The sequence below is a fragment of the Enorma sp. genome, assembly GCF_982429025.1.
Map to the genome: position 1 here is coordinate 1 of NZ_CEWCAA010000042.1, position 19,071 is coordinate 19,071.

The 19,071-nt window shown below is 63.0% G+C and carries 14 protein-coding genes; all 14 read right to left on the reverse strand.

Annotation, left to right across the window (positions count from 1 at the left end; all coding sequences use genetic code 11):
• Positions 1-902 (reverse strand): riboflavin kinase (locus AC1VS5_RS07370; protein WP_481218219.1); only part of this gene is annotated, 902 nt, incomplete at its 3' end.
• On the reverse strand, positions 902-1,846 hold the full coding sequence (gene truB, locus AC1VS5_RS07375) for a tRNA pseudouridine(55) synthase TruB (protein WP_481218220.1): 945 nt from the start codon (positions 1,844-1,846) through the stop codon (positions 902-904). The genes AC1VS5_RS07370 and truB, both read right to left, overlap by 1 nt.
• A gap of 11 nt (positions 1,847-1,857) precedes the next feature.
• Positions 1,858-2,928 carry a DHH family phosphoesterase gene (locus tag AC1VS5_RS07380; protein WP_481218221.1) on the reverse strand — a complete coding sequence of 357 codons (1,071 nt, stop codon included), beginning with the start codon at positions 2,926-2,928 and terminating at the stop codon, positions 1,858-1,860.
• Positions 2,921-3,400, reverse strand: coding sequence for a 30S ribosome-binding factor RbfA (gene rbfA / locus AC1VS5_RS07385; protein WP_481218222.1), 480 nt, complete (start codon positions 3,398-3,400; stop codon positions 2,921-2,923). The genes AC1VS5_RS07380 and rbfA overlap by 8 nt, the downstream gene beginning before the upstream one ends.
• A 22-nt stretch (positions 3,401-3,422) precedes the next feature.
• Positions 3,423-6,089: a translation initiation factor IF-2 gene (gene infB / locus AC1VS5_RS07390; RefSeq protein WP_481218223.1), complete on the reverse strand. Its 2,667-nt coding sequence runs from the start codon at positions 6,087-6,089 to the stop codon at positions 3,423-3,425.
• Between the two features lie 80 nt (positions 6,090-6,169).
• Positions 6,170-7,408 (reverse strand): transcription termination factor NusA, encoded by a 1,239-nt coding sequence (nusA, locus tag AC1VS5_RS07395; RefSeq protein ID WP_481218224.1) that lies wholly within the window; start codon positions 7,406-7,408, stop codon positions 6,170-6,172.
• A 3-nt stretch (positions 7,409-7,411) separates the two neighbouring features.
• On the reverse strand, positions 7,412-7,903 hold the full coding sequence (locus AC1VS5_RS07400) for a ribosome maturation factor RimP (RefSeq protein ID WP_481218225.1): 492 nt from the start codon (positions 7,901-7,903) through the stop codon (positions 7,412-7,414).
• 641 nt (positions 7,904-8,544) lie between these two features.
• Positions 8,545-11,130, reverse strand: coding sequence for a leucine--tRNA ligase (leuS, locus tag AC1VS5_RS07405; RefSeq protein WP_481218226.1), 2,586 nt, complete (start codon positions 11,128-11,130; stop codon positions 8,545-8,547).
• A 549-nt stretch (positions 11,131-11,679) separates the two neighbouring features.
• A complete protein-coding gene (locus AC1VS5_RS07410; protein ID WP_481218227.1) occupies positions 11,680-12,591 on the reverse strand; it encodes a hypothetical protein in 912 nt (303 codons plus the stop codon).
• Between the two features lie 371 nt (positions 12,592-12,962).
• Positions 12,963-13,781 (reverse strand): YARHG domain-containing protein, encoded by an 819-nt coding sequence (locus AC1VS5_RS07415; protein WP_481218228.1) that lies wholly within the window; start codon positions 13,779-13,781, stop codon positions 12,963-12,965.
• Positions 13,782-14,070: 289 nt separating this feature from the next.
• Positions 14,071-15,585: an IMP dehydrogenase gene (locus AC1VS5_RS07420; protein WP_481218229.1), complete on the reverse strand. Its 1,515-nt coding sequence runs from the start codon at positions 15,583-15,585 to the stop codon at positions 14,071-14,073.
• A 459-nt stretch (positions 15,586-16,044) separates the two neighbouring features.
• Positions 16,045-17,073 (reverse strand): hypothetical protein, encoded by a 1,029-nt coding sequence (locus AC1VS5_RS07425; RefSeq protein ID WP_481218230.1) that lies wholly within the window; start codon positions 17,071-17,073, stop codon positions 16,045-16,047.
• Between the two features lie 459 nt (positions 17,074-17,532).
• A complete protein-coding gene (locus AC1VS5_RS07430) occupies positions 17,533-18,108 on the reverse strand; it encodes a manganese efflux pump MntP (protein ID WP_276867984.1) in 576 nt (191 codons plus the stop codon).
• Between the two features lie 69 nt (positions 18,109-18,177).
• Positions 18,178-19,071, reverse strand: an 894-nt coding sequence (locus AC1VS5_RS07435) for a PLP-dependent transferase (RefSeq protein WP_481218231.1), incomplete at its 5' end; no start/stop codon positions are given.

A 19,071-nucleotide genomic window follows, 5' to 3' on the forward strand; every position in this document is an offset into this window, starting at 1 on the left:
AACCCAATGAGGTTGGCCTCGAGCGATGCCGAGCGCGCGCGGTCTTTGAACGTCGGGGGCACACCGACGTTGATCGCGGCGGGCCAGACCTCACCCCGCACGAGAGCGAGCCCCTCGTACACCCCCTCGACGGGAAGCTGGAGCGAACCGTCCACCGCGATGTTTGCAGTCGGGAACCCCATACCGGTCCCCTCCCCTCGCCCGCTTTGCACACGGCCACGCACAAGATAGCGGCGACCGAGCTCCCGCTCGACCGGCGCGAGGTCGCCCGCGCGCAGGCTGGTGCGAATGCGCGTGGAAGAAACGGGTTCGCCGTCATCAAGGACAAGGTCGTGCCCGCATACGTCGATGCCCCTGCGGGAGCACCAAGCATCCATGTCGGCAACGGTCGCCGTACCGCCACGACCGAAGCGGAAGTTGCTCCCCACGTGAATTGAGCGCACATCGCAGACCATGCAGACCATGATGGAAAGAAACGCATCGAAGGAGAGCGATGCGAGGTCGCGAGTAAATGGAATCGAAGCCACGGCATCCACGCCAGAGGCGGCGAGCAGCGCATGCCGGTCAGATGCGCAGGTCAGCCTACGTGCGGGACGTGAAGACACAACAACATCGGGATCCGGGTCGAAGGTGAACGCGACGGAGGCCATTCCCCGCGCGTGCGCATCGCGAACCGCGGCATCGATGAGCGCGCGGTGCCCAGCATGAAACCCGTCGAAGGCGCCGATCGCGATCGTGCATGGGCCCAATGCGCACAATGGCGCCACCGCTTCGTCCGGAAATAGAGAGGCGCCTGCACCAGCAAAAGAATCGGGTCCAGACACCTCGGGAAGGCTCACGAGGGGCGCAACGTCGCGCGCCGACGCGATGAAATCTCGACGAAGCTCGCCGATCGATGGCATCAAAGCGCAACACCTCCAATAGGCTGCGGAAACACATCGCGGGGTGCAAGCGCGCTGCCCTGAACCGCAGCGAGGGCAACAAGCGAACCGCCGGAAACGAGCGCGCACCGCTCGCCCTCGCCGATGAGGCGCCCATCCACTCCCACGGCAATGCTGCTCGAAAGCCGTTTTCCGCAGAGCACATCCTCTCTCAGCCGCTCCGGAAGCACGACGGCAGGCACATCGAGCGCACGAACGGGGTCGAGCATATGCTCGCATGCCGTCCGGACATCAAGGTCATCGAGCGACACGCATGAGCCAAGGCCGATCGAGCCGGAAGCGGTTCGGCGCAGCGCGCTCAGATGGGCTGCGGTACCGAGCGCGCGGCCCATGTCGCGGGCGAGGGCTCGAATATAGGTCCCCTTGCTCACGGTGAAGGCGACCGTCCATACCGGAACGCCATCGCGGTTAACAACCGCGATGGGATCTGCGACGAGTACCTCGATGGGCCGCGCCTCGAGTTCGACGTCCTCTCCGGCGCGAGCGCGCTTGTATGAACGCACCCCGTTCACCGAAATGGCCGAATACGACGGTGGAACCTGCATTTGCTGCCCGAGGACGCTCCTGCACGCCGCTTCGGCAGCCGCGTGCTCGAACAGGCCGGGATGAACGTCGGCCTCACGCACGACCTCGCCCTCGGCGTCGTCGGTGGAGGTCTCGGACCCGAAGGTGATCTCCGCGACATACGTCTTGGTGTCGAGCGTGAGCAACCCGAGCAAGCGTGTCGCCTGCCCGATGCCAACGACCATCACGCCCGAGGCGAGCGGATCGAGTGTGCCCGCATGCCCCACGCGGCGCTCCCCCAACGCCCTGCGCACACGGGACACGACGTCATGGGATGTGCACCCAACGGGCTTATCGACCGCGATGAGACAATTCAGTTGTGAGACGCGACGCTTTGCCATGCGCCACCCGCCTAGAGCGCCGGATCGACGGAGATGGGGCCAACCGACGCGGGGTCGGCTCCAACCAGCTCCGCAAGCATCGGAAGCGCCGCGGCAAGGGTTTCTTCGATCGTTCCCTCATAGGTGAATCCCGCTGCCGCAGCATGACCGCCGCCGCCAAAAGAAGCGGCGACGCCCGAAACATCGAGCGGGCCCTTCGATCGCAGGTTGCCGCGCACCTTGCCGTCGCAACCGCATTCCTTGAGGAAGAGACAGACCTCCACCCCGCCTACCGAGCGAACGATGTCAACGAGCCCGTCGCATTCGTCTTGCGACACGCCGCACCCTTCAAGGTCCTCCGCACGCGCGTAGCTGAAGGCCACGCGTCCATCCACAACCGTGCGGATGCGCCCCATGACGATTGATTCCAGATGCAGGTACTCGATGCGCTGGCTCTGATAGACCTCGAGCGAGATGCGCGAGGGCTCCGCACCCGCGGCGACGAGCCGTGATGCAACTACGAAGCTCTCCGGATCGGCATTCTGGTACTGGAAGCGCCCAGTATCGGTCACCAACCCGCAGAACAGGCAGTTCGCAACATCAGGAGAAATCGAAATGGTGCAGAACGAGAGGAACTCCTCGATGAGCACCGAAGCGGAGGCGGCATCAACACGCCGAATCGAGGAGTCGGCAAACTCCTCGCGGGCAGGATGGTGATCGAAGCTCACCACGAATCGAGAGCGCTGGACGACCTCGCGAGCGTCCTCGAGCCGCTCAAGCACGGGGCAATCAACAGAAATGAACAGATCAGGGTCTCCGGCATAGCGAACGGCGGGAACGAGCTCTTCGGCACCGGGGAGAAAACGGTAGATCCGCGGGACGGGAGCATCATCCGCCATGAGGAAGGCGATCTCCTTGTTCGGGAAACGCTCACGTAGGGCAAGGCCCAAGCCGAGCGTTGAGCCCAAAGCGTCTCCATCGGGAGAGGTATGGCCCGAGATGGCGATGGACTGGGCATCCTCGATGACCTCAAGGATGCCCCAATATGCATCGGCCCGTTCAGGAGGGACCTCGGGGGCAGGCACAAGGGGAATCTTATCCATCGATGGCCCCGCTTTCCGAGGCACCGACAGATTCAGCTGTATCGCCGGCAAGAGGCTCGCCGGCCTCTGCCTCCTCACCGTCGCCATCAAGCTCCTGCACAGGATAGCCAGCCTCGTCCTTCTCGACCCCGATCGTAGGCGGAACGTTCTCCAACGCAAGCGCGATGCGCTCGGCCTCATCAGTGGATCGGTCGATACGGAAATCGAGCTCGGGAACCACGCGCCAATCGAGCGCACGGGCCAAGAGGCTGCGGATGCGGCCCTTGGCCGCGCCGAGGGCGCCGAGGACCTCCTCGTAGCGCGCGCCCTCGCATGAGACGAAGATGCGCGCATACGAACGGTCCTGCGAGACCTCGACTCCCGTTATGGTCACAAGGTCGAGACGCGGATCGGCGATCTCGAACAGCAAGATGTAGCCCAGCTTCTCGCGGAGCTGCTCCGCGAGGCGACGCGTGACGTTGTTCTGCTTCATGGGAGCCTCCCCTCAACCAACGCTACTCGGTACGTGCGACCTCAACGATCTTATAGGCCTCGAGCTGGTCGCCAACGTGGACGTCCTGGAAGCGCTCGATGCCGAGACCGCACTCGTAGCCGCTCTTGACGCTCTTGACGTCGTCCTTGAAGCGGCGCATCGAAGCGAAGACGCCGTCGAAGACCACGACGCCGTCGCGAACGACGCGGACCTTGTCGGAACGCTCGATCTCGCCCTCGGTGACCATGCAGCCGGCGACCACGCCAACCTTGGGAACGCGGAACAGCTCGCGTACCTCGGCGATACCGGTCTGGATCTCCTCCTCCGTTGGCTTGAGCATACCGATGCGCGCGGCATCGATGTCCTCGATTGCCTTGTAGATGATCGAGTACGTCTTGATCTGCACGTTCTCGCGCTCGGCGAGATCGCGGGCCTTGGCCTGCGGACGCACGCCGAAGCCGACGATGATCGCGTTCGACGCGGCGGCGAGGATGACGTCGGTCTCGGAGATGGCACCCACCGCAGAGTGGATGATGTTGATGCGCACCTCGGACTGGTCCATCTTGGCAAGCGAATCCGCAAGCGCCTCGATCGATCCCTGCACGTCTGCCTTGACCACGAGGTTGAGCTCCTTGAGCTCGTTCTCGCTCATCTCGTCGAAGAGGGTCTCGAGGGTCACGTGCTTGACCTTGTTCTGCTCCTCGATGCGGGCCTTCAGGGCGCGCTCGTCGGCAAGCTTCTTGGCGTCTCGATCGTCCTCGAACACGCGGAACTCGTCGCCCGCGGTGGGGACGGAGTCGAGGCCCAAGATCTCGACGGCGTCAGATGGACCGGCGGCATCCTGATGATTGCCGTGCTGGTCGAGCATGGCGCGCACGCGGCCGAAGCTCGTGCCGGCAACGAGGGCGTCGCCCACGTGCAGCGTGCCGCGGTTGACGAGCACCGTCGCCACCGGACCGCGGCCGCGGTCGAGCTTGGCCTCGATGATGTATCCGGAAGCGAACGTATCCGGGTTCGCCTTGAGCTCGAGCACGTCGGCCTGGAGAAGAATCGTCTCGAGCAGGTCATCGATACCCTGGCGCGACCGAGCCGAAACATTCACGAACATGTTCTCGCCGCCCCACTCCTCGGGGATGACGCCGTGCTCGACGAGCTCCTGGCGCACGCGATCGGGGTTGGCCTCGGGCTTATCGCACTTGTTGACCGCGACCACGATGGGCACGCCGGCGGCCTTCGAGTGGTTGATCGCCTCGATGGTCTGGGGCATGACGCCGTCGTCGGCGGCAACCACGAGCACGACGACGTCGGTGATCTTGGCGCCGCGGGCACGCATGGCGGTGAACGCCTCGTGACCCGGGGTGTCGACGAAGGTGATCTGGCGTCCGTTGATCTCGACCTGAGACGCACCGATGTGCTGGGTGATGCCGCCCGCTTCGTGCGCGGCGATACCGGTATGGCGGATGGCGTCGAGAAGCGACGTCTTGCCGTGGTCGACGTGGCCCATGACGGTGACCACGGGCGGGCGCGACTTGAGGTCTGCCGGGTCGTCGTAGAACGTGAAGGAGTTCTCCTCCTCGGGGCTGATGATCTTGATCTGGCGGCCGAGGTCGTCGGCCACAAGTTCAACGAGCTCGTTGGACATGGACTGCGTCATGGTGAGCGGGGTGCCCAGGAGGAACAGGCGCTTGATGATGTCGTTCGCCGGCACGTCGAGCGCCTCGGCAAGCTCGGCCACGGTCACGCCCTCGGAGACGCGCACGGCGTCGAGCTCCTCGACCGAGATGCCCTGCGCCTTGGCCTCCTCCATCTTCTGCTCCTGACGCTTCTCCTCCGCCTCACGCTGGCGCTTCTCCTTGCGCTTCTTGCGACGGCCGGTGGACTCGCGGCTCGCCTCCTCGACGGCGGCACGGGCCTCCTCGAGAACCTTCTCGCGGCTGTACTCCTCGGCCTCGCGGGCCATGCGCGTGTAGCGGTCCTCTTCGGTATGCTGCGCCGAACCCTTGCGGCCCTTACGGCCCTTGCCGGCCTTTTCAGGCGCCGGAACGTCCATGCCGGCGGGCACCGACGGGGCATGCGAGGAACGACGGGGGTGCGTGGGCGCCGGACGGTTGTCATCGCGGCGGGCAGCCTGCCTGCCACCCCTGCGACCACGCCCGTTAGCGGCATCGTCTCCCTGCTTGGCAGCCTCTGCCTTCTTACGCTCCTCGAGCACGGTCTCCTGCTCAGCGATCTGGTCGAGAAGCGAGCGCATGCGCGAGCCGGAATCCGAGGCCGGCACCGCACGGCGCTTCGCCTCGAGCTCTTCCTGCTTCCTGCGCTCGCGCTCCAAGCGCGCAGCCTCGGCAGCCGCGGCACGCGCAGCCTCCTCGGCAGCCGCGGCGGCAGCAGCCTGACGGCGCTCCTCCTCGCGGCGAGCCTCGGCCGCAAGGCGCTCAGCCTCCGCCTCGCGTGCGCGCTCGGCCTCCTCGGCGGCTGCCGCCTCTTCCTCGGCACGACGCTTCTCCTCGAGCTCGGCAGCGCGCTCCTCCAGCACGGGCGCGAGCTTCTTGCGCACCATCTGGACGAACACGTCCTCAAGCGACGAAGAAGCGGTCTTGCCGGTGATCTTCATGTCATCGAGATACCCGATGAGCTCCTTCGACGGCATTCCAAATTCCTTGGCAAGGCTTGAAACACGGATTTTCGCCATTTGCCTTCACCTACCTCCCGGCGCTCGCGCGCCACAGCTTCCAACGGGTCGAATGGGTGGGGCGGGTCGCCCCCGACCCGCTAGATGAGGTCCTCCGCAGTCGCGATGGCATCGGACTCATGCACGCCGCAGAACCGCGAGCCCGGACGCGCCTGGTTGCGGCAGCGCACGCCGTCCTCGCTCACGTAGGCGCAGCGCCCCGGCTCGTCATCATCGATGAGGTCGTCATCCGCGGGAGCGGGCACGTTCACGTGGCTCAGGATGTCCTGGGCGAGCGTCTCGTTCTTGATGTCGATGTGCCAGCCCGTAAGGCGCGCGGCCAAGCGGGCGTTCTGGCCCTCCTTACCGATAGCGAGCGAGAGCTGGTCATCGGGCACGATGACGCCGGCATAGCGCTTCTCCTCGTCGATGAGCACGCGATTCACCTTCGCGGGCGAGAGGGCGTTGGCAACGTAGCGGCCGGGATCCTCATCCCACAGGATGACGTCGACGCGCTCGCCGCGAAGCTCCGAGACGACCGTACGCACACGGCTTCCCTTGGGGCCCACGCAGGCGCCCACGGGGTCGAGGCGATCGTCGAGCGAGCGAACAGCGACTTTGGAGCGCTGGCCAGGCTCACGGGCGATGGACTTGATCTCGACCGTGCCCTCGTAGATCTCGGGAACCTCGAGCTCGAAGAGTCGCCTGATGAGCGCAGGATGGGTTCGGCTCACCACGATCGGCGGGCGCGAATGCTCGCCGCGCACGGGGGGCTCGGTGGAGTTGGGGTCGCGCACGTCGATGATCACGGCGCGGATGCGCTGGTTATGCGAGTAGCGCTCGCCGAGCGGGCGCTCGTTGCGCTCGCCCTCATGCCGGCGCAGGTCGAAGTGCGGAAGCTCGGCCTCAACGCCGTCGCGGATCTTCACGATGGTGAAATCGGGCGTGGACTGCAGCACCGTACCGGTGATGATGTCGCCGATGCGATCGCTGAACTCCTCGAAGATCTGCTCGCGCGCGCTCTTGCGCACAAGCGCGTTGATGGCCGCCTTGGCGTGCTGGGCAGCGATGCGGCTCGTATCCTTGGGAGTCACGTTCTTCTTGGTGTACTCGGTGTACTCGTCGGTCTCCTCGTCGTAGGATTCCTCGACGGGAACGCGCTCGTACACATAGACCTTGCCCGTAGCGCGGTCGATCGTGACCTCGGCGCCGAACGGAAGGTGCAGGACCGTAGCGTAGCTATCGGCGAGCGACTGCTCGAGCTCGTTGATGAGCGCGCCCTGGTCGATATGCTTATCCTGGCAGAGCTCTGCCAATGCCTCCATCATCTGGGATGCCATGGTTTATTTCCCTTCCTTCCGGCCGAAGTCGATGACCGGCTTCAGCGTGCACTTCTTTACATCGGTATAGAGGATGCGCACAGGCTCCTCGCCCTCGAGCTCGAGCGTGACGGCGTCCTCGTCGGCCGTCATGATCGCACCCTTGAAACGGCGACGTCCCTCGGTCGCAGTGGTGGTGAGCTCGCAGCGCTCGCCGACGAAACGCTGGAAGTCGCTCGGACGGCGAAGCGGACGATCGATGCCGGGCGTGGAGACCTCGAGCGTGTAGGAGCCCGATACGGGGTCGATCGCCTCAACGACCTCGCTCACCCATGCCGTATGCGCGGTTACCTCGTCGAGCGAGAGCGCTTCCCCCTCGGCTCCTTCGATGCGAACGCGCACGCACGGGGCCTTGGTGGCACCAGCGAGCTCAACGTCAACGATGTCGACGCCGTGCTCGGGCGCGAGCCTCTCGAGCTCGTCGATGATGAGCTGCTCCTGCTTGCTCTTGACCATGCGACACCTCCTCAATAAAAAAGAAGCGAGGCCGAAGCCCCACTCCTTTCTCATGCAGACTGATTACCGTGCAAGCATAGCACAGGCAGGTCAGATGGGCTGTTGAGGTCATTCGAGGGTGGCCGCGCCTGCCATTTCCTCCTCAAATATCACACAATCCCTGTCGGCGAACGGTCAGGCGACGGCGGAAACGCCCCGAGCGGCCGCGGAAAAGCCAGATATGGCAGTCGGGCGGCAGTCGGGCGGTAATCGGGCGACAGCCGCGCGGTAGTCGGGCGGCAGTCGGGCGGTAATCGGGCGACATTGGTGCCAGGGGAAACTGCCACACGGCCTCTTGCTCGCAATCGTCGCCCTTTTGAATAATTATCGTAAGAATTGTAGAAAGATGCCTACAGTTTTGGATATTTCTTTCGACAATTCTATTGCGGGCATCTTGGCAAGGGCAGCTAAGATACCGCGGACCGCCGCACACGGGGTACCTTACAGCGGCGACCGACGAGTAAACGGCAGGCAGGCACCCCCATCAGGTCGGCGAGGCTGATTCAGGTGCGCGAAGTTGACATGAAATGGGGGCGGGATAGCCCGAAGGTCATCCCGCCCCCATTGAATGTCAAGATCGCATGGCTAAATAAGCCGCAGCGCTATTTGACGACCAAATTGACCAGCTTACCGGGGACACAGATCGCCTTCACGACCGTCTTGCCGTCAATCCACTTGGCGGCAGCCTCCTCGGCGGCAGCACGCATCTCGTCTTGCGTGGCCGTCGCGGAAATCTCCACGCGGCTGCGCAGCTTGCCAAGCACCTGAACGGCAATCTCGACCGTATCGGTCGCGGCCTCGGCGATGTCGAACTCCGGCCACGGCGCGGTGTAGACGCTCTCGGTGTGGCCGAGTGCCTCGTGCCAGAGCTCGTCGGCCCAGAACGGGCAGATCGGCGCGAGCGAGCTCACGATATCGCTTGCGACGAGCCAGCACAGTGCGGCGTCGCGCGCCTCGGGTGCGGCGTCGGTCGCGTTGAGGTAGGCGCTCGCAGCGTTCACAAGCTCCATGATGGCGCTGATCGCGGTATTGAACTGCTGGCGATCGAAGTCCTCGGTGCACTTGGCGAGCGTGCGATGGCGCTCCCGATAGAGCTTCTTCGCAGCCGCATCGAGCGACCCCGGGATGAGCCTTGCTGAGGCGTCACCGGCGTTGGCGAGCTGCCACACGATGCGCCACGCGCGCTTGATGAAGCGGTTGGCGCCTGCCACGGCCTCTTCATCCCAATCGAAGTCCTTCTCGGGCGGAGCGATGAAGAGGATCGCCAGGCGCATGGTGTCTGCACCAAACGGATCGATGACGCTCGACGGCGGCACCACGTTGCCCTTGCTCTTAGACATGGTCTCGCCGTTAGCGTCTTTGACCATGCCCTGGCAGAGCAGGTTAGTGAAGGGCTCGTCAACATCGAGCATGCCAAGGTCGCGCAGGGCCTTGGTAAAGAAGCGGCTGTAGAGCAGATGCAGGATGGCGTGCTCGATGCCACCGATATAGTTATCGACCGGCATCCAGCGGTCTGCAGCCTCCTTGGAGAAGGGGAGCTTTTCGTTATGTGGATCGCAGTAGCGCAGGTAGTACCAGCTGGAGCAGGTAAAGGTGTCCATGGTATCGGTCTCGCGACGAGCGGGACGGCCGCATACAGGGCAGGTCGTCTCGTAGAATTCCTTGCACTCGGCAAGGGTCTCGCCGGCGCCCAGATCGAGGTTCGCCGGGAGCGTCACCGGCAGCTGGTCCTCGGGAACGGGCACGATGCCGCAATGTTCGCAGTGCACCGCGGGAATGGGGTTACCCCAGTAGCGCTGGCGGCTGATGAGCCAGTCGCGCAGGCGGAACTGCACGGAACGGCGGCCGGTACCGGCAGCCTCGAGGTCGGCCACGATCGCGGCCTCGCCCTCGGAGTGCTTGCCACCACGCATACCGGTATATTTGCCAGACTGCACGAGTGTGCCCTCGGCGGCGTGCGCGCTCTCCCAATCGACCGTCTCGGCATGGTAGGTATCGATGGACTCGCCGGCCTCCTCAAGCGCCTCGCGCTCATCGTCCATGAGGATGATGGGAACGATGGGCAGGTCGTACTTGCGAGCGAACTCGAAGTCGCGCTGGTCGCCGCAGGGAACGGCCATGACGGCGCCGGTACCGTAGTCGGAAACGATGTAGTCGGCCACCCACACGGGAACCTTCTGGCCGGAAACCGGGTTCACCACGTAGCGACCGGTGAAGGCACCGTGCTTCTCGAGCGTGCCCTGAGCGCGCTCCACGGCGGAAACCTTCTCGGCGCCCGCAACGACCGCGCGCACATCGGCCTCGTATTCAGTGCCCTCGACGAGCTCCATGAGTCCCTTGTACTCAGGCGCGAGCAGGAAGAACGTGCAACCGAAGAGCGTGTCGGCACGGGTGGTGAAGACGGTGATCTTGCCCTCATCGCCCTGAATGGGCTGCCCATCCGCATCACAAAGGGTGAAATCGACCTCGGCCCCCTCGGAGCGGCCGATCCAGTTAGCCTGCATCTGCTTCACGCGCTCAGGCCATCCGGGAAGCTTCTCGAGGTCATCCAAGAGCTCCTGAGCGTAATCGGTGATCTTGAAGTACCACTGTTCGAGCTCGCGCTTCTCGGGCACCGATCCGCAACGCCAGCAATGGCCTTCCGTAACCTGCTCGTTCGCGAGCACGGTGTTGCAGCCGGGGCACCAGTTGACCGGGCTCTTTTTGCGGTAGACGAGCCCGCGCTCCCAAAGCTTCTCGAAAATCCACTGACCCCACTTGTAATAGTCGGGGTCGCAGGTCTTCACCAGGCGATCCATATCGTAGGAGAAGCCCATGCGCTTCATCGTGGCGAGCGCCTGGTCCATGTTCTTATAGGTCCATTCCCCCGCCTGGGTATTGTGCTTGATGGCGGCGTTCTCCGCAGGAAGGCCGAAGGCGTCGAACCCGATGGGATGCAGCACATCGAAGCCGCGCATCCGCGCCTGCCGCGCCATGGCATCGCCGATGGTGTAGTTGCGCGCATGACCCATGTGGAGGTCGCCCGACGGATACGGGAACATCTCCAGTACGTACTTCTTAGGCTTCGAAGGGTCCTCGTCCACGGCGAAGAGGTTCTCGTCCTCCCAAGCCTTCTGCCATTTCGCCTCGATGGCATGGGCATCATAGGGCGGAATCTCGTTATGCGTTTGGGTGCAGTGGTCGCACATGCTCGCTCCCTGTGGTTGAACGTCGGTAACGTTCAACATTCTAGCAGCACTCTAGGCGAATAACAGGGTCGGATTGCCAAGGGCGGAAGCGCGCAGCATAGAGGCACGCCACACAAATGCGCACAGCAAAAACGTAGGCCGCACAAATGCGCGCCATGCCCAGAAACGCTAGGAGGCACGGCGCGAAAACGGATTTGCGTTGAGCCGGAAGCCCAGCCCAGGGCAGTCCTGAGCGGATTTCATTTCGCAGGTACTGCTCGGGAAGCGTCGCTTACCGCCTATGGGACGAAGCGGCGGAGGCCCAAGGGCAATGGTCGGCGTTTCCCAGGGGAGACGCTGATTATGGGGCTCCGGAGTCGTCCGTCCCGTCGAGGTATCAACTTTTGGGCACTTCCTCGTGCGGCGGGCGGGTACAGGCGAGCGGGATGGAGAGAAAGGCGCAGATCAGAGAGCCGGCGCCCTCCCGGCAGCAGCGCGGCTACCCGGACCCTCCGCCCCGAAGTGCCCAAAAGCTGCAATCCCAATCGCCCGAAGAAAAATCAACAGTTCCTAGGCACACGAATAGGTTATCGAGCAACCACCCCGATAGCCGCTTTCGGGAAGAAGCTTGACGGAAAGCGTTCGCCGAGCAGCGGCATCAGCAACGGGCGTGGCGTATGAGAACGTACACACCCCCGTGCCCTGGTCGTAGCTGAAGTTCGCGAGAGCCACGCTTGCCGCCTCGCCCTCGCCAGTCGACTCGCTCAGCGCGAACTGCTCAGGGGCGAGCGGTGGATACCCCGCCTCCGGGAGCGCATCGACCCGCACGTGCACAACGATATTCGGAGCAGCCGACGTTGAGATGCCATCAATGCGGAGGCCGAGATGCGGAAGCTCGGCATGCTCAACGGGCAGAAGGTTCTCGGAAACCTCTTTCTCCTCACGCAGGACCCCGCGATCATAGGCGAACATACGCGTGAACGCGAAGGTCAAAGCTCCGATGACAAAGACCGATACAAGCGCGAACGCAATAATTGCCGAGGCCGTCTGGTGCTCCACGACCAGCGACAGGGCCTGCTGAACCGCACGGGCAGCGCGGTCGCGCACCTCTGAGCCATCCGGTTCGTCGTCTTCTTCGATATCGCGGACAGGAACCTCCTCCTCGTCGTCCTCGATATCGCGGCCAGGAAGCTCCTCGTCGTCCTCGATATCGTCTTCTGCAAGGCTTATGCCCGCAGGAAATCCTTCATCCTCTTGGACATCGTCCTCAGTACGCTCATCGTCCTCAGAGAAGTTTGCATCCCAGGCATCATTCTCGAGAGGTTCCTCACCAGGTCCCTCGTGGTCTTTCGCCTCATGCACGGCGTGGCCGAGAGCATTCGGTTCATCTTCAGCGGCAAAGGAGGCCCCGTCCTCCCCTTCCACACGCGACACCCCGTCGTTGCCCTGCAAAGAGCGGTCAAGGTCATCGAGCGTCAACATATCGCGCTCCACCGGTACCCCCTCCCCAAGATGCGTTCAAGCTCTGTAGTTGCGCAACACGAGTATACGGTTTCCTCACACAAGAAACACGCTAAACCCCACCGAGGATGCGGAAAGACAGCGCAGGCTGGAAAGAGCGCACGTGAGACAGCCCTCCTGCCCGCGACGCTCACGGCAGCGGGCAGCCTCTGCAACTATTTGTTGACGCACCAACCAGGAATAGGGCGCGCGCCGCCTCTCTGATCAGAGAGAGCAAGAATCAGAACTGCCCCCGTCCAGACGATCTTCCTCGTTCACAGGAGGCAACCCATGTATACACCCATGGTAGTCGGCAACATCGCCAACCTTCCCCATTAACAAAGAACAGCCCCCTATGCGTGCGATGATCCGCGCGCTTTCTCGACGTTATGGATCGTCTCGACATTTTGCAGCTCAATATCGCTCAACGTGGGGTTCGCGTCGAACTCATCGGGGGTATAGCGCTCGACGTACCACGACTTGCTGCCGAAATACTCCTGGAGGTCTTTATTCTTGAAGCCGCGCCCATGCCGCGCGTAGATCTCGTTCCGCGCGATGTAGAGCTCCCAATCTGAAAGGCCCTCAAGATCTTGCTCGGAGATGAGCTCGGTGGAGCTGTTTGGCAAAATATAGTCCTGGGAAGAGGAAGCATCGGAAGAGGACTCATCGGAACCGCCCGATGGGGATGCGCCTAGCGAGGAACCGGAATCCGTGCCGTCAGCCGAAGCGGCGTCGGCCCCGTTACCCGTCGATATCGAATCGTCAGCCTCTGCATCGGCGCCTTCGGCTTGCGCGCCACCTTCCGCATCGGCGTCGCCGCTCGTCGCATCGTCTTTCGTCGTGGGCTGCTCAAAATCGACGCGCTCGATCGTCGACTCGCGCGCCGGAGCATTGAAGAAGAAGTGCCACGTGAGCACCCCTCCTCCTACCAGCACGGCCACGACGGCGATGGCTATCGCCGCAACGGCAGCCGGACGCATGCCCCTGCGCTTTGGCGCGGAAGCATCTTCCAGCTTCGTAGGCTCGTCAAACGCGGGGACATCAACATCTACCGGCGCACCTTCTCCCGAGCCCGCCACCTCTTCATCGCCCAACACCGGTGCGGGGGCACCGCATGAAGTGCAGTACTTCGCATCATCGGGAAGGGCAGCGCCACAATTCGTGCAAAACATACCATCAACTCCTCAAGCCGATGATAAACCAAGCCGAGGAAGTGCAGACGGAGCAGGCAAGCAGTAATCGATGCCCAGGACACATCAGGTAATCGATCGCCCCGAAACCCATCGAGGGCCTACGAAGGCAGATCCTCCGCATAAGAATGAGCGGCGACAAGCATTTGAGCGAGACGAGGACAGGCGGCCCGCATACACGGAAACCGCCTGAGATGTACATCTGGAACTATGTCGTCCTGCCGCAGCACCGTCTCAGCTGCGGGCCCCTGGCCTCAGCTTAGAGCTCTCCTTACTGATAGCTCACCATCTGATGGTTGCGGTCCTTCACCACGACGTCGTGAGCGCCGCCCTCGACGATCGAGGTGGACGAAACGAGCGTGAGCCTCGCCTTATCCTGCAGCTCCTTAATCGTGAGCGCGCCGCAGTTGCACATCGTGGACTTGATCTTGTACAGCGTGGAGTTCACGCCGTCCTTGAGCGAGCCGGCATAGGGCACGTAGGAGTCGACGCCCTCCTCGAAGGCGAGCTTGGCCGCGCCACCGAGGTCATAACGCTGCCAGTTGCGAGCACGGGCGGAGCCCTCGCCCCAGTACTCCTTCATGTACTGGCCGTTCACGTTCACGCGGGCTGTGGGGCTCTCATCGAAGCGCGCGAAGTAGCGGCCAAGCATGAGGAAGTCGGCGCCCATGGCGAGCGCAAGCGTCATGTGGTAGTCATAGACGATACCGCCGTCGGAGCACACGGGCACATAGATACCGGTCTCCTCGAAGTACTCATCGCGAGCGCGGCACACATCGATAAGCGCCGTGGCCTGGCCACGGCCGATGCCCTTGGTCTCGCGCGTGATGCAGATGGAGCCGCCGCCGATACCGACCTTGATGAAGTCCGCGCCGCAATCGGCCAGGAAGCGGAAGCCCTCGGCATCGACCACGTTGCCAGCGCCCACCTTGACGTCCTCGCCGTAGTTCTCGCGAATCCACGCGATGGTGCGCTTCTGCCACTCGCTGAAGCCCTCGGAGGAGTCGATGCAGAGGGCATCGGCGCCGGCCTCGATGAGCAGCGGCACGCGCGTCTCGTAGTCACGCGTGTTAATGCCCGCGCCCACCATGTAGCGCTTGTTGGCATCGAGCATCTCGTTGGGGTTGGTCTTATGGGAGTCGTAGTCCTTGCGGAACACGATACCGAGCAGGCAATCGTTCTCGTCAACGACAGGCAGGGCGTTGAGCTTCTTATCCCAAATGACGTCGTTCGCCTTCTTGAGGGTGATGTCCTTGTCGCCCACGATGAGCTGCTCGCGCGGAGTCATGAACGTAGCGACCTTGGACGACGGATCATCGCGGCTCGGACGGTAGTCGCGGCTGGTCACGATGCCGAGCAGCTTGCCGTGCGGCGTGCCGTCCTCGGTGACGGGCATGGTGGAGTGGCCGGTCTTCTCCTTGAGATCCATGACCTCCTGCATCGTCATTCCGGGCGTGAGGGTGGAGTCGGAGACCACGAACCCGGCCTTGTGGTCCTTCACGGCCTTGACCATCGCGGCTTCCTGCTCGGGCGTCTGCGAACCGTAGATGAAGGACATGCCGCCCTCAGTAGCGAGCGCGATGCCCATCTGCTCGCCCGAAACGGACTGCATGATGGCGGAAACCATCGGGACGTTAAGAGAGATCGAGGGCTCCTCGCCGCGCTTGAAGCGCACGAGCGGGGTCTTGAGCGATACGTTTGCGGGAACGCACTCGGAAGACGAGTATCCGGGCACCAGCAGGTACTCAGAGAACGTATGGGACTCACCGGGGAAAAACATGGCCATGGATACTCCTCCTTGTGGTTGGGTGCGATCCGTCCGCGGGCTCAGCGGCGCCGCGTCCTGCCGCACGTCTTCGCTTCGAACCGCTTGGCTGAGCGATTCGGCGTCCATTGTAGCGTATGCACCCTCTCCGTCCCCGGCGTGCCCGAGGCAGAACCGAATCAACAAAGATGGGGATACGTGCACGCTCGACCTTTCGCCCGCCCGCGCGTTCGGGTCGGTGACCGCCCGCGCGCTGAACGCCGCGCCCGGGTCTTCCGCGCGGCAAACGGCGCGTGTCGGGCCTTCCGCACGTTCACCTGCACCCGTCGTCCGCCCCTTCGCGCGCTCGGGCCCATTTCCTCACGACAACCGGCCTCGCCCGGCACAATCATTCATAAAGGTACTGAATGCTACTGGCTTAGCGCACTCACCACGACTATGAACGTTATTAGGCAAGTTTGTGAACGGTTTTACCATCCGCTATCTGCCATGCTCCTCATCACGGAACAGCAGCGCGTGCCATAGCTCGTACTGACGAAGCTTGATGGCCGAACTCGCAGGGCGGAATCCGCGTATCGCTCGCGCAGCAAGAGAATCGGCAAGCGCATTGAACACCGGCCAGTTGTACAGCTGCGATCGCGTCACCGTATGCACTCCCACGCCCATGCTGCGTAACGCATTCACCTTGCGGATATCGAGCTCTCGCCGTTCATCACTTGCATGGAAGAGGTCACTATCGTATTCGACGTCTTCATCGATGGAGGGGATGTACAAGTCTCCCTCAAGCTCGCCCCGTCCCGCAATGCGCCGCGCTTGCGATGAGAGAAGGAACGTATGATTGAGTTCGACGCCACGAATTCCTCGTCCACCCCATCGACGCGGCAGCGAAAACAGAGCAGCGAGCTGAGCCTCCTTGGGTGAACGCGCACCGGGCAGCATCAGCATGGCAACGCGCTGGGCAAGCGACCTCTTCCCAGCCGAAGCCCGCTCGACGCACGCCATCAGACGATCGGATGACGTGAGCGGCGTGCGTTCAAACAGGGCTTCCTCAGACGTATGGCCCTTTTTCAGCATCTCGTGATCGATTCCATAGCTGCCGATGAACTCAGATGCGAGCATCCAGAGCATCGCGGCGTCCGCCCCACGCGCAAGCTGTACATACAAGAGCTCCGGAGAAAGCACATAGAGGCCGCGATCCAGTTCTAAGACGTCACCGCTTTCCAAATCCCGGAAAACCTGACCGTATGCGAGCCGATTTGTCCGGCGCTCCTTCGCCTCGCGCACCACGCAGCTCAATGGGGTCGCGCACGCGAGCGCATCGGCAATGCGAGCCGCACTCGCGCGCGAGGGCATGGACACGCGATGGACAATCTGACGAGCAGGAACGCGCGGAGAATGCTCGATGAGAGGAGCAAGGTCCGAGCGCCGATAGAGCTCGTGCGCCGCCTGCCCTCCAAGCACCACAGCGCAATAGCCATGGCCTTCCCTATTCTTACGATCATATGCCATGGCATCATCGCCCCCCGGAAGTTTAATGGGTGCGCCTATGGTAATCCAAGACCCTGGCCAAGGAAATGCTCAACGAAGGCAAGCGGAACGAAACGGGAGGCGCATCACTCGCCAGCAGGGTAAGCAAAGCAAACGGACCCGCGGAACGAGTACGGCCCGTCAGCCGTCCGCAAGTCGAGCACTGACGGCCGAGCGCGAAACAAGACAGCACCACATGGCAAATCGTGCACAAACATGATGAATATGGCATAAAGGTCACACTCAGCGTACCTATGAATGATTTTCAGCAGAATCGTGAACGGTTCTATGAGGAGGCAACGTTTGACAACATGCACAAATCCGCGCCAGTACAGATACGCCTATACTCCCTGCACGCGGAAGCACGCCGAGGTTTCAGGACCGAAGCAAGGATGATGAAGACGGATGGAAACGGCAGGCAGCAAGCGCAGCGCACCCCGCTTACGACAAGAACGCCCTGAGGCCGATGATAATGAGCACGATACCGCCGGCAATCTCTGCCTTGGGTCCGAAATGCGCGCCGAGGCGCCTGCCTATGGCGAGCACGATGAGGCAGCACAAAAGCGTCGTCACGCCGATGGCAGCGCCGTAAAGCACGATGTTCGCGCCAGCAGCCGCAAGTGAGACGCCAACGATGAAGGCGTCGATCGAAGTCGCGATTGCCTCGAAGAAGATCATGCCGTACGTAAGCCGCGTGGCAGGGCATTGCTCGGGCTCATGAAGCTCGCGCACCGCCTCCCAAACCATCTTCCCGCCCACGAACGCAAGGATGACGAGCGATACGATGCCGGCATACGCCTCGATGAGCGGAGCCACAAGCGTGCCGCCGAAAAAGCCCGCAATGGGCATGGCCATCTGGAATAGAGCGAACATGACGGGCATCGCGAGCTTCTTGGACGCAGGCATATCCGGTTCGCAAAGCGAATTGGACAGCGTCACCGCCATGGCGTCCATAGCGAGCGCAACACCCAGAACGACCGCCTGAACAAGGTCGGCGGTGGAAAACAGGGAATCCATGACACCCTCCCCGATGTATGGATAAGCAGGTTATATGGCGAGACGAGAAGCGGCCAGAGCCGCGCGCCCTTAGGGCTCGGGAGGGTTGCAGAAGAGACGAAGCGCCTGGTCCAGGCTATCCACGATAGAAAGCGGGTGCTCGGCACCCATATAGAGCCTGAGACAGCAGGTCTTGGAATCGGCTACGGGCACGATGTGCGTCCGGCGCGTCTTATCAAAGGCCGATGCCGGCGCGTCGAACACCACGGATTCTCCTGTGGAAGCAGCCGCGAAAGACTCGGCAGATGCGACGCGCGCTTCCTCAAACAGGGCAGCAAAGCGCGTCGCCTGCGCCCGCATGCTCTCAGCAGGAGCACCCCTCAAACAAAACGACACCGCAGGACCGAAGCCATGCTCGAGGACCGTAGGCGCGAGCAGGTGGTCGGGGTGCGTTGCGAGCGCGGGATAGCGCACGCAACCAACAGCGGCATGGCAGGAAAGATATGAGGCGATTGCGTTCGCACCGTCGAAACGGGGCTGCATACGGGCAGCGAGCGAATCGAGAGCGGCATCGATGGCAGTGAGGTCCTCCCCCGCCGGAGCACTCTGGGGCTCCACGGCATCAGGGGATCCAAACCCGAACGAGAGCAGACGATGCGCATCCTCGGCACGTGGATCGGCGAGGTGGCGGCGACCGCGACGGGCAAGGGAGCGGGCCACCGAAACGGCGACAACAGGCTCCTCGAGCGGCGCGTCAACCATAGCATCGAGATTCTCGATGCAGATATGCGCACCCTGCATCAACGGATGGCACCCGTAGACCGTCATGAGCGTATTGTCCACGATGAGAAGCGCGCCGGCCTCCTGCGCCGCGCGAGAGAAGGCACGGAGGTCGGCCGTGCGAAGCTGCGGGCCCCCCACCGAAGGGACGAGCCAGAACAGGCGATCGGCAGCCATTCCCGCAGGATGGGCATACGAGGCGGG

Excerpts from the sequence above, each read along its gene's own strand:
- nusA (WP_481218224.1), bottom strand. The coding sequence starts at position 7,408 with ATGGCATCCCAGATGATGGAGGCATTGGCAGAGCTCTGCCAGGATAAG.
- infB (WP_481218223.1), bottom strand. The coding sequence starts at position 6,089 with ATGGCGAAAATCCGTGTTTCAAGCCTTGCCAAGGAATTTGGAATGCCG.
- AC1VS5_RS07400 (WP_481218225.1), bottom strand. The coding sequence starts at position 7,903 with ATGGTCAAGAGCAAGCAGGAGCAGCTCATCATCGACGAGCTCGAGAGG.
- AC1VS5_RS07415 (WP_481218228.1), bottom strand. The coding sequence starts at position 13,781 with ATGTTTTGCACGAATTGTGGCGCTGCCCTTCCCGATGATGCGAAGTAC.
- AC1VS5_RS07430 (WP_276867984.1), bottom strand. The coding sequence starts at position 18,108 with ATGGATTCCCTGTTTTCCACCGCCGACCTTGTTCAGGCGGTCGTTCTG.
- AC1VS5_RS07420 (WP_481218229.1), bottom strand. The coding sequence starts at position 15,585 with ATGGCCATGTTTTTCCCCGGTGAGTCCCATACGTTCTCTGAGTACCTG.
- truB (WP_481218220.1), bottom strand. The coding sequence starts at position 1,846 with ATGGCAAAGCGTCGCGTCTCACAACTGAATTGTCTCATCGCGGTCGAT.
- AC1VS5_RS07425 (WP_481218230.1), bottom strand. The coding sequence starts at position 17,073 with ATGGCATATGATCGTAAGAATAGGGAAGGCCATGGCTATTGCGCTGTG.
- leuS (WP_481218226.1), bottom strand. The coding sequence starts at position 11,130 with ATGTGCGACCACTGCACCCAAACGCATAACGAGATTCCGCCCTATGAT.
- AC1VS5_RS07410 (WP_481218227.1), bottom strand. The coding sequence starts at position 12,591 with ATGTTGACGCTCGATGACCTTGACCGCTCTTTGCAGGGCAACGACGGG.
- AC1VS5_RS07380 (WP_481218221.1), bottom strand. The coding sequence starts at position 2,928 with ATGGATAAGATTCCCCTTGTGCCTGCCCCCGAGGTCCCTCCTGAACGG.
- rbfA (WP_481218222.1), bottom strand. The coding sequence starts at position 3,400 with ATGAAGCAGAACAACGTCACGCGTCGCCTCGCGGAGCAGCTCCGCGAG.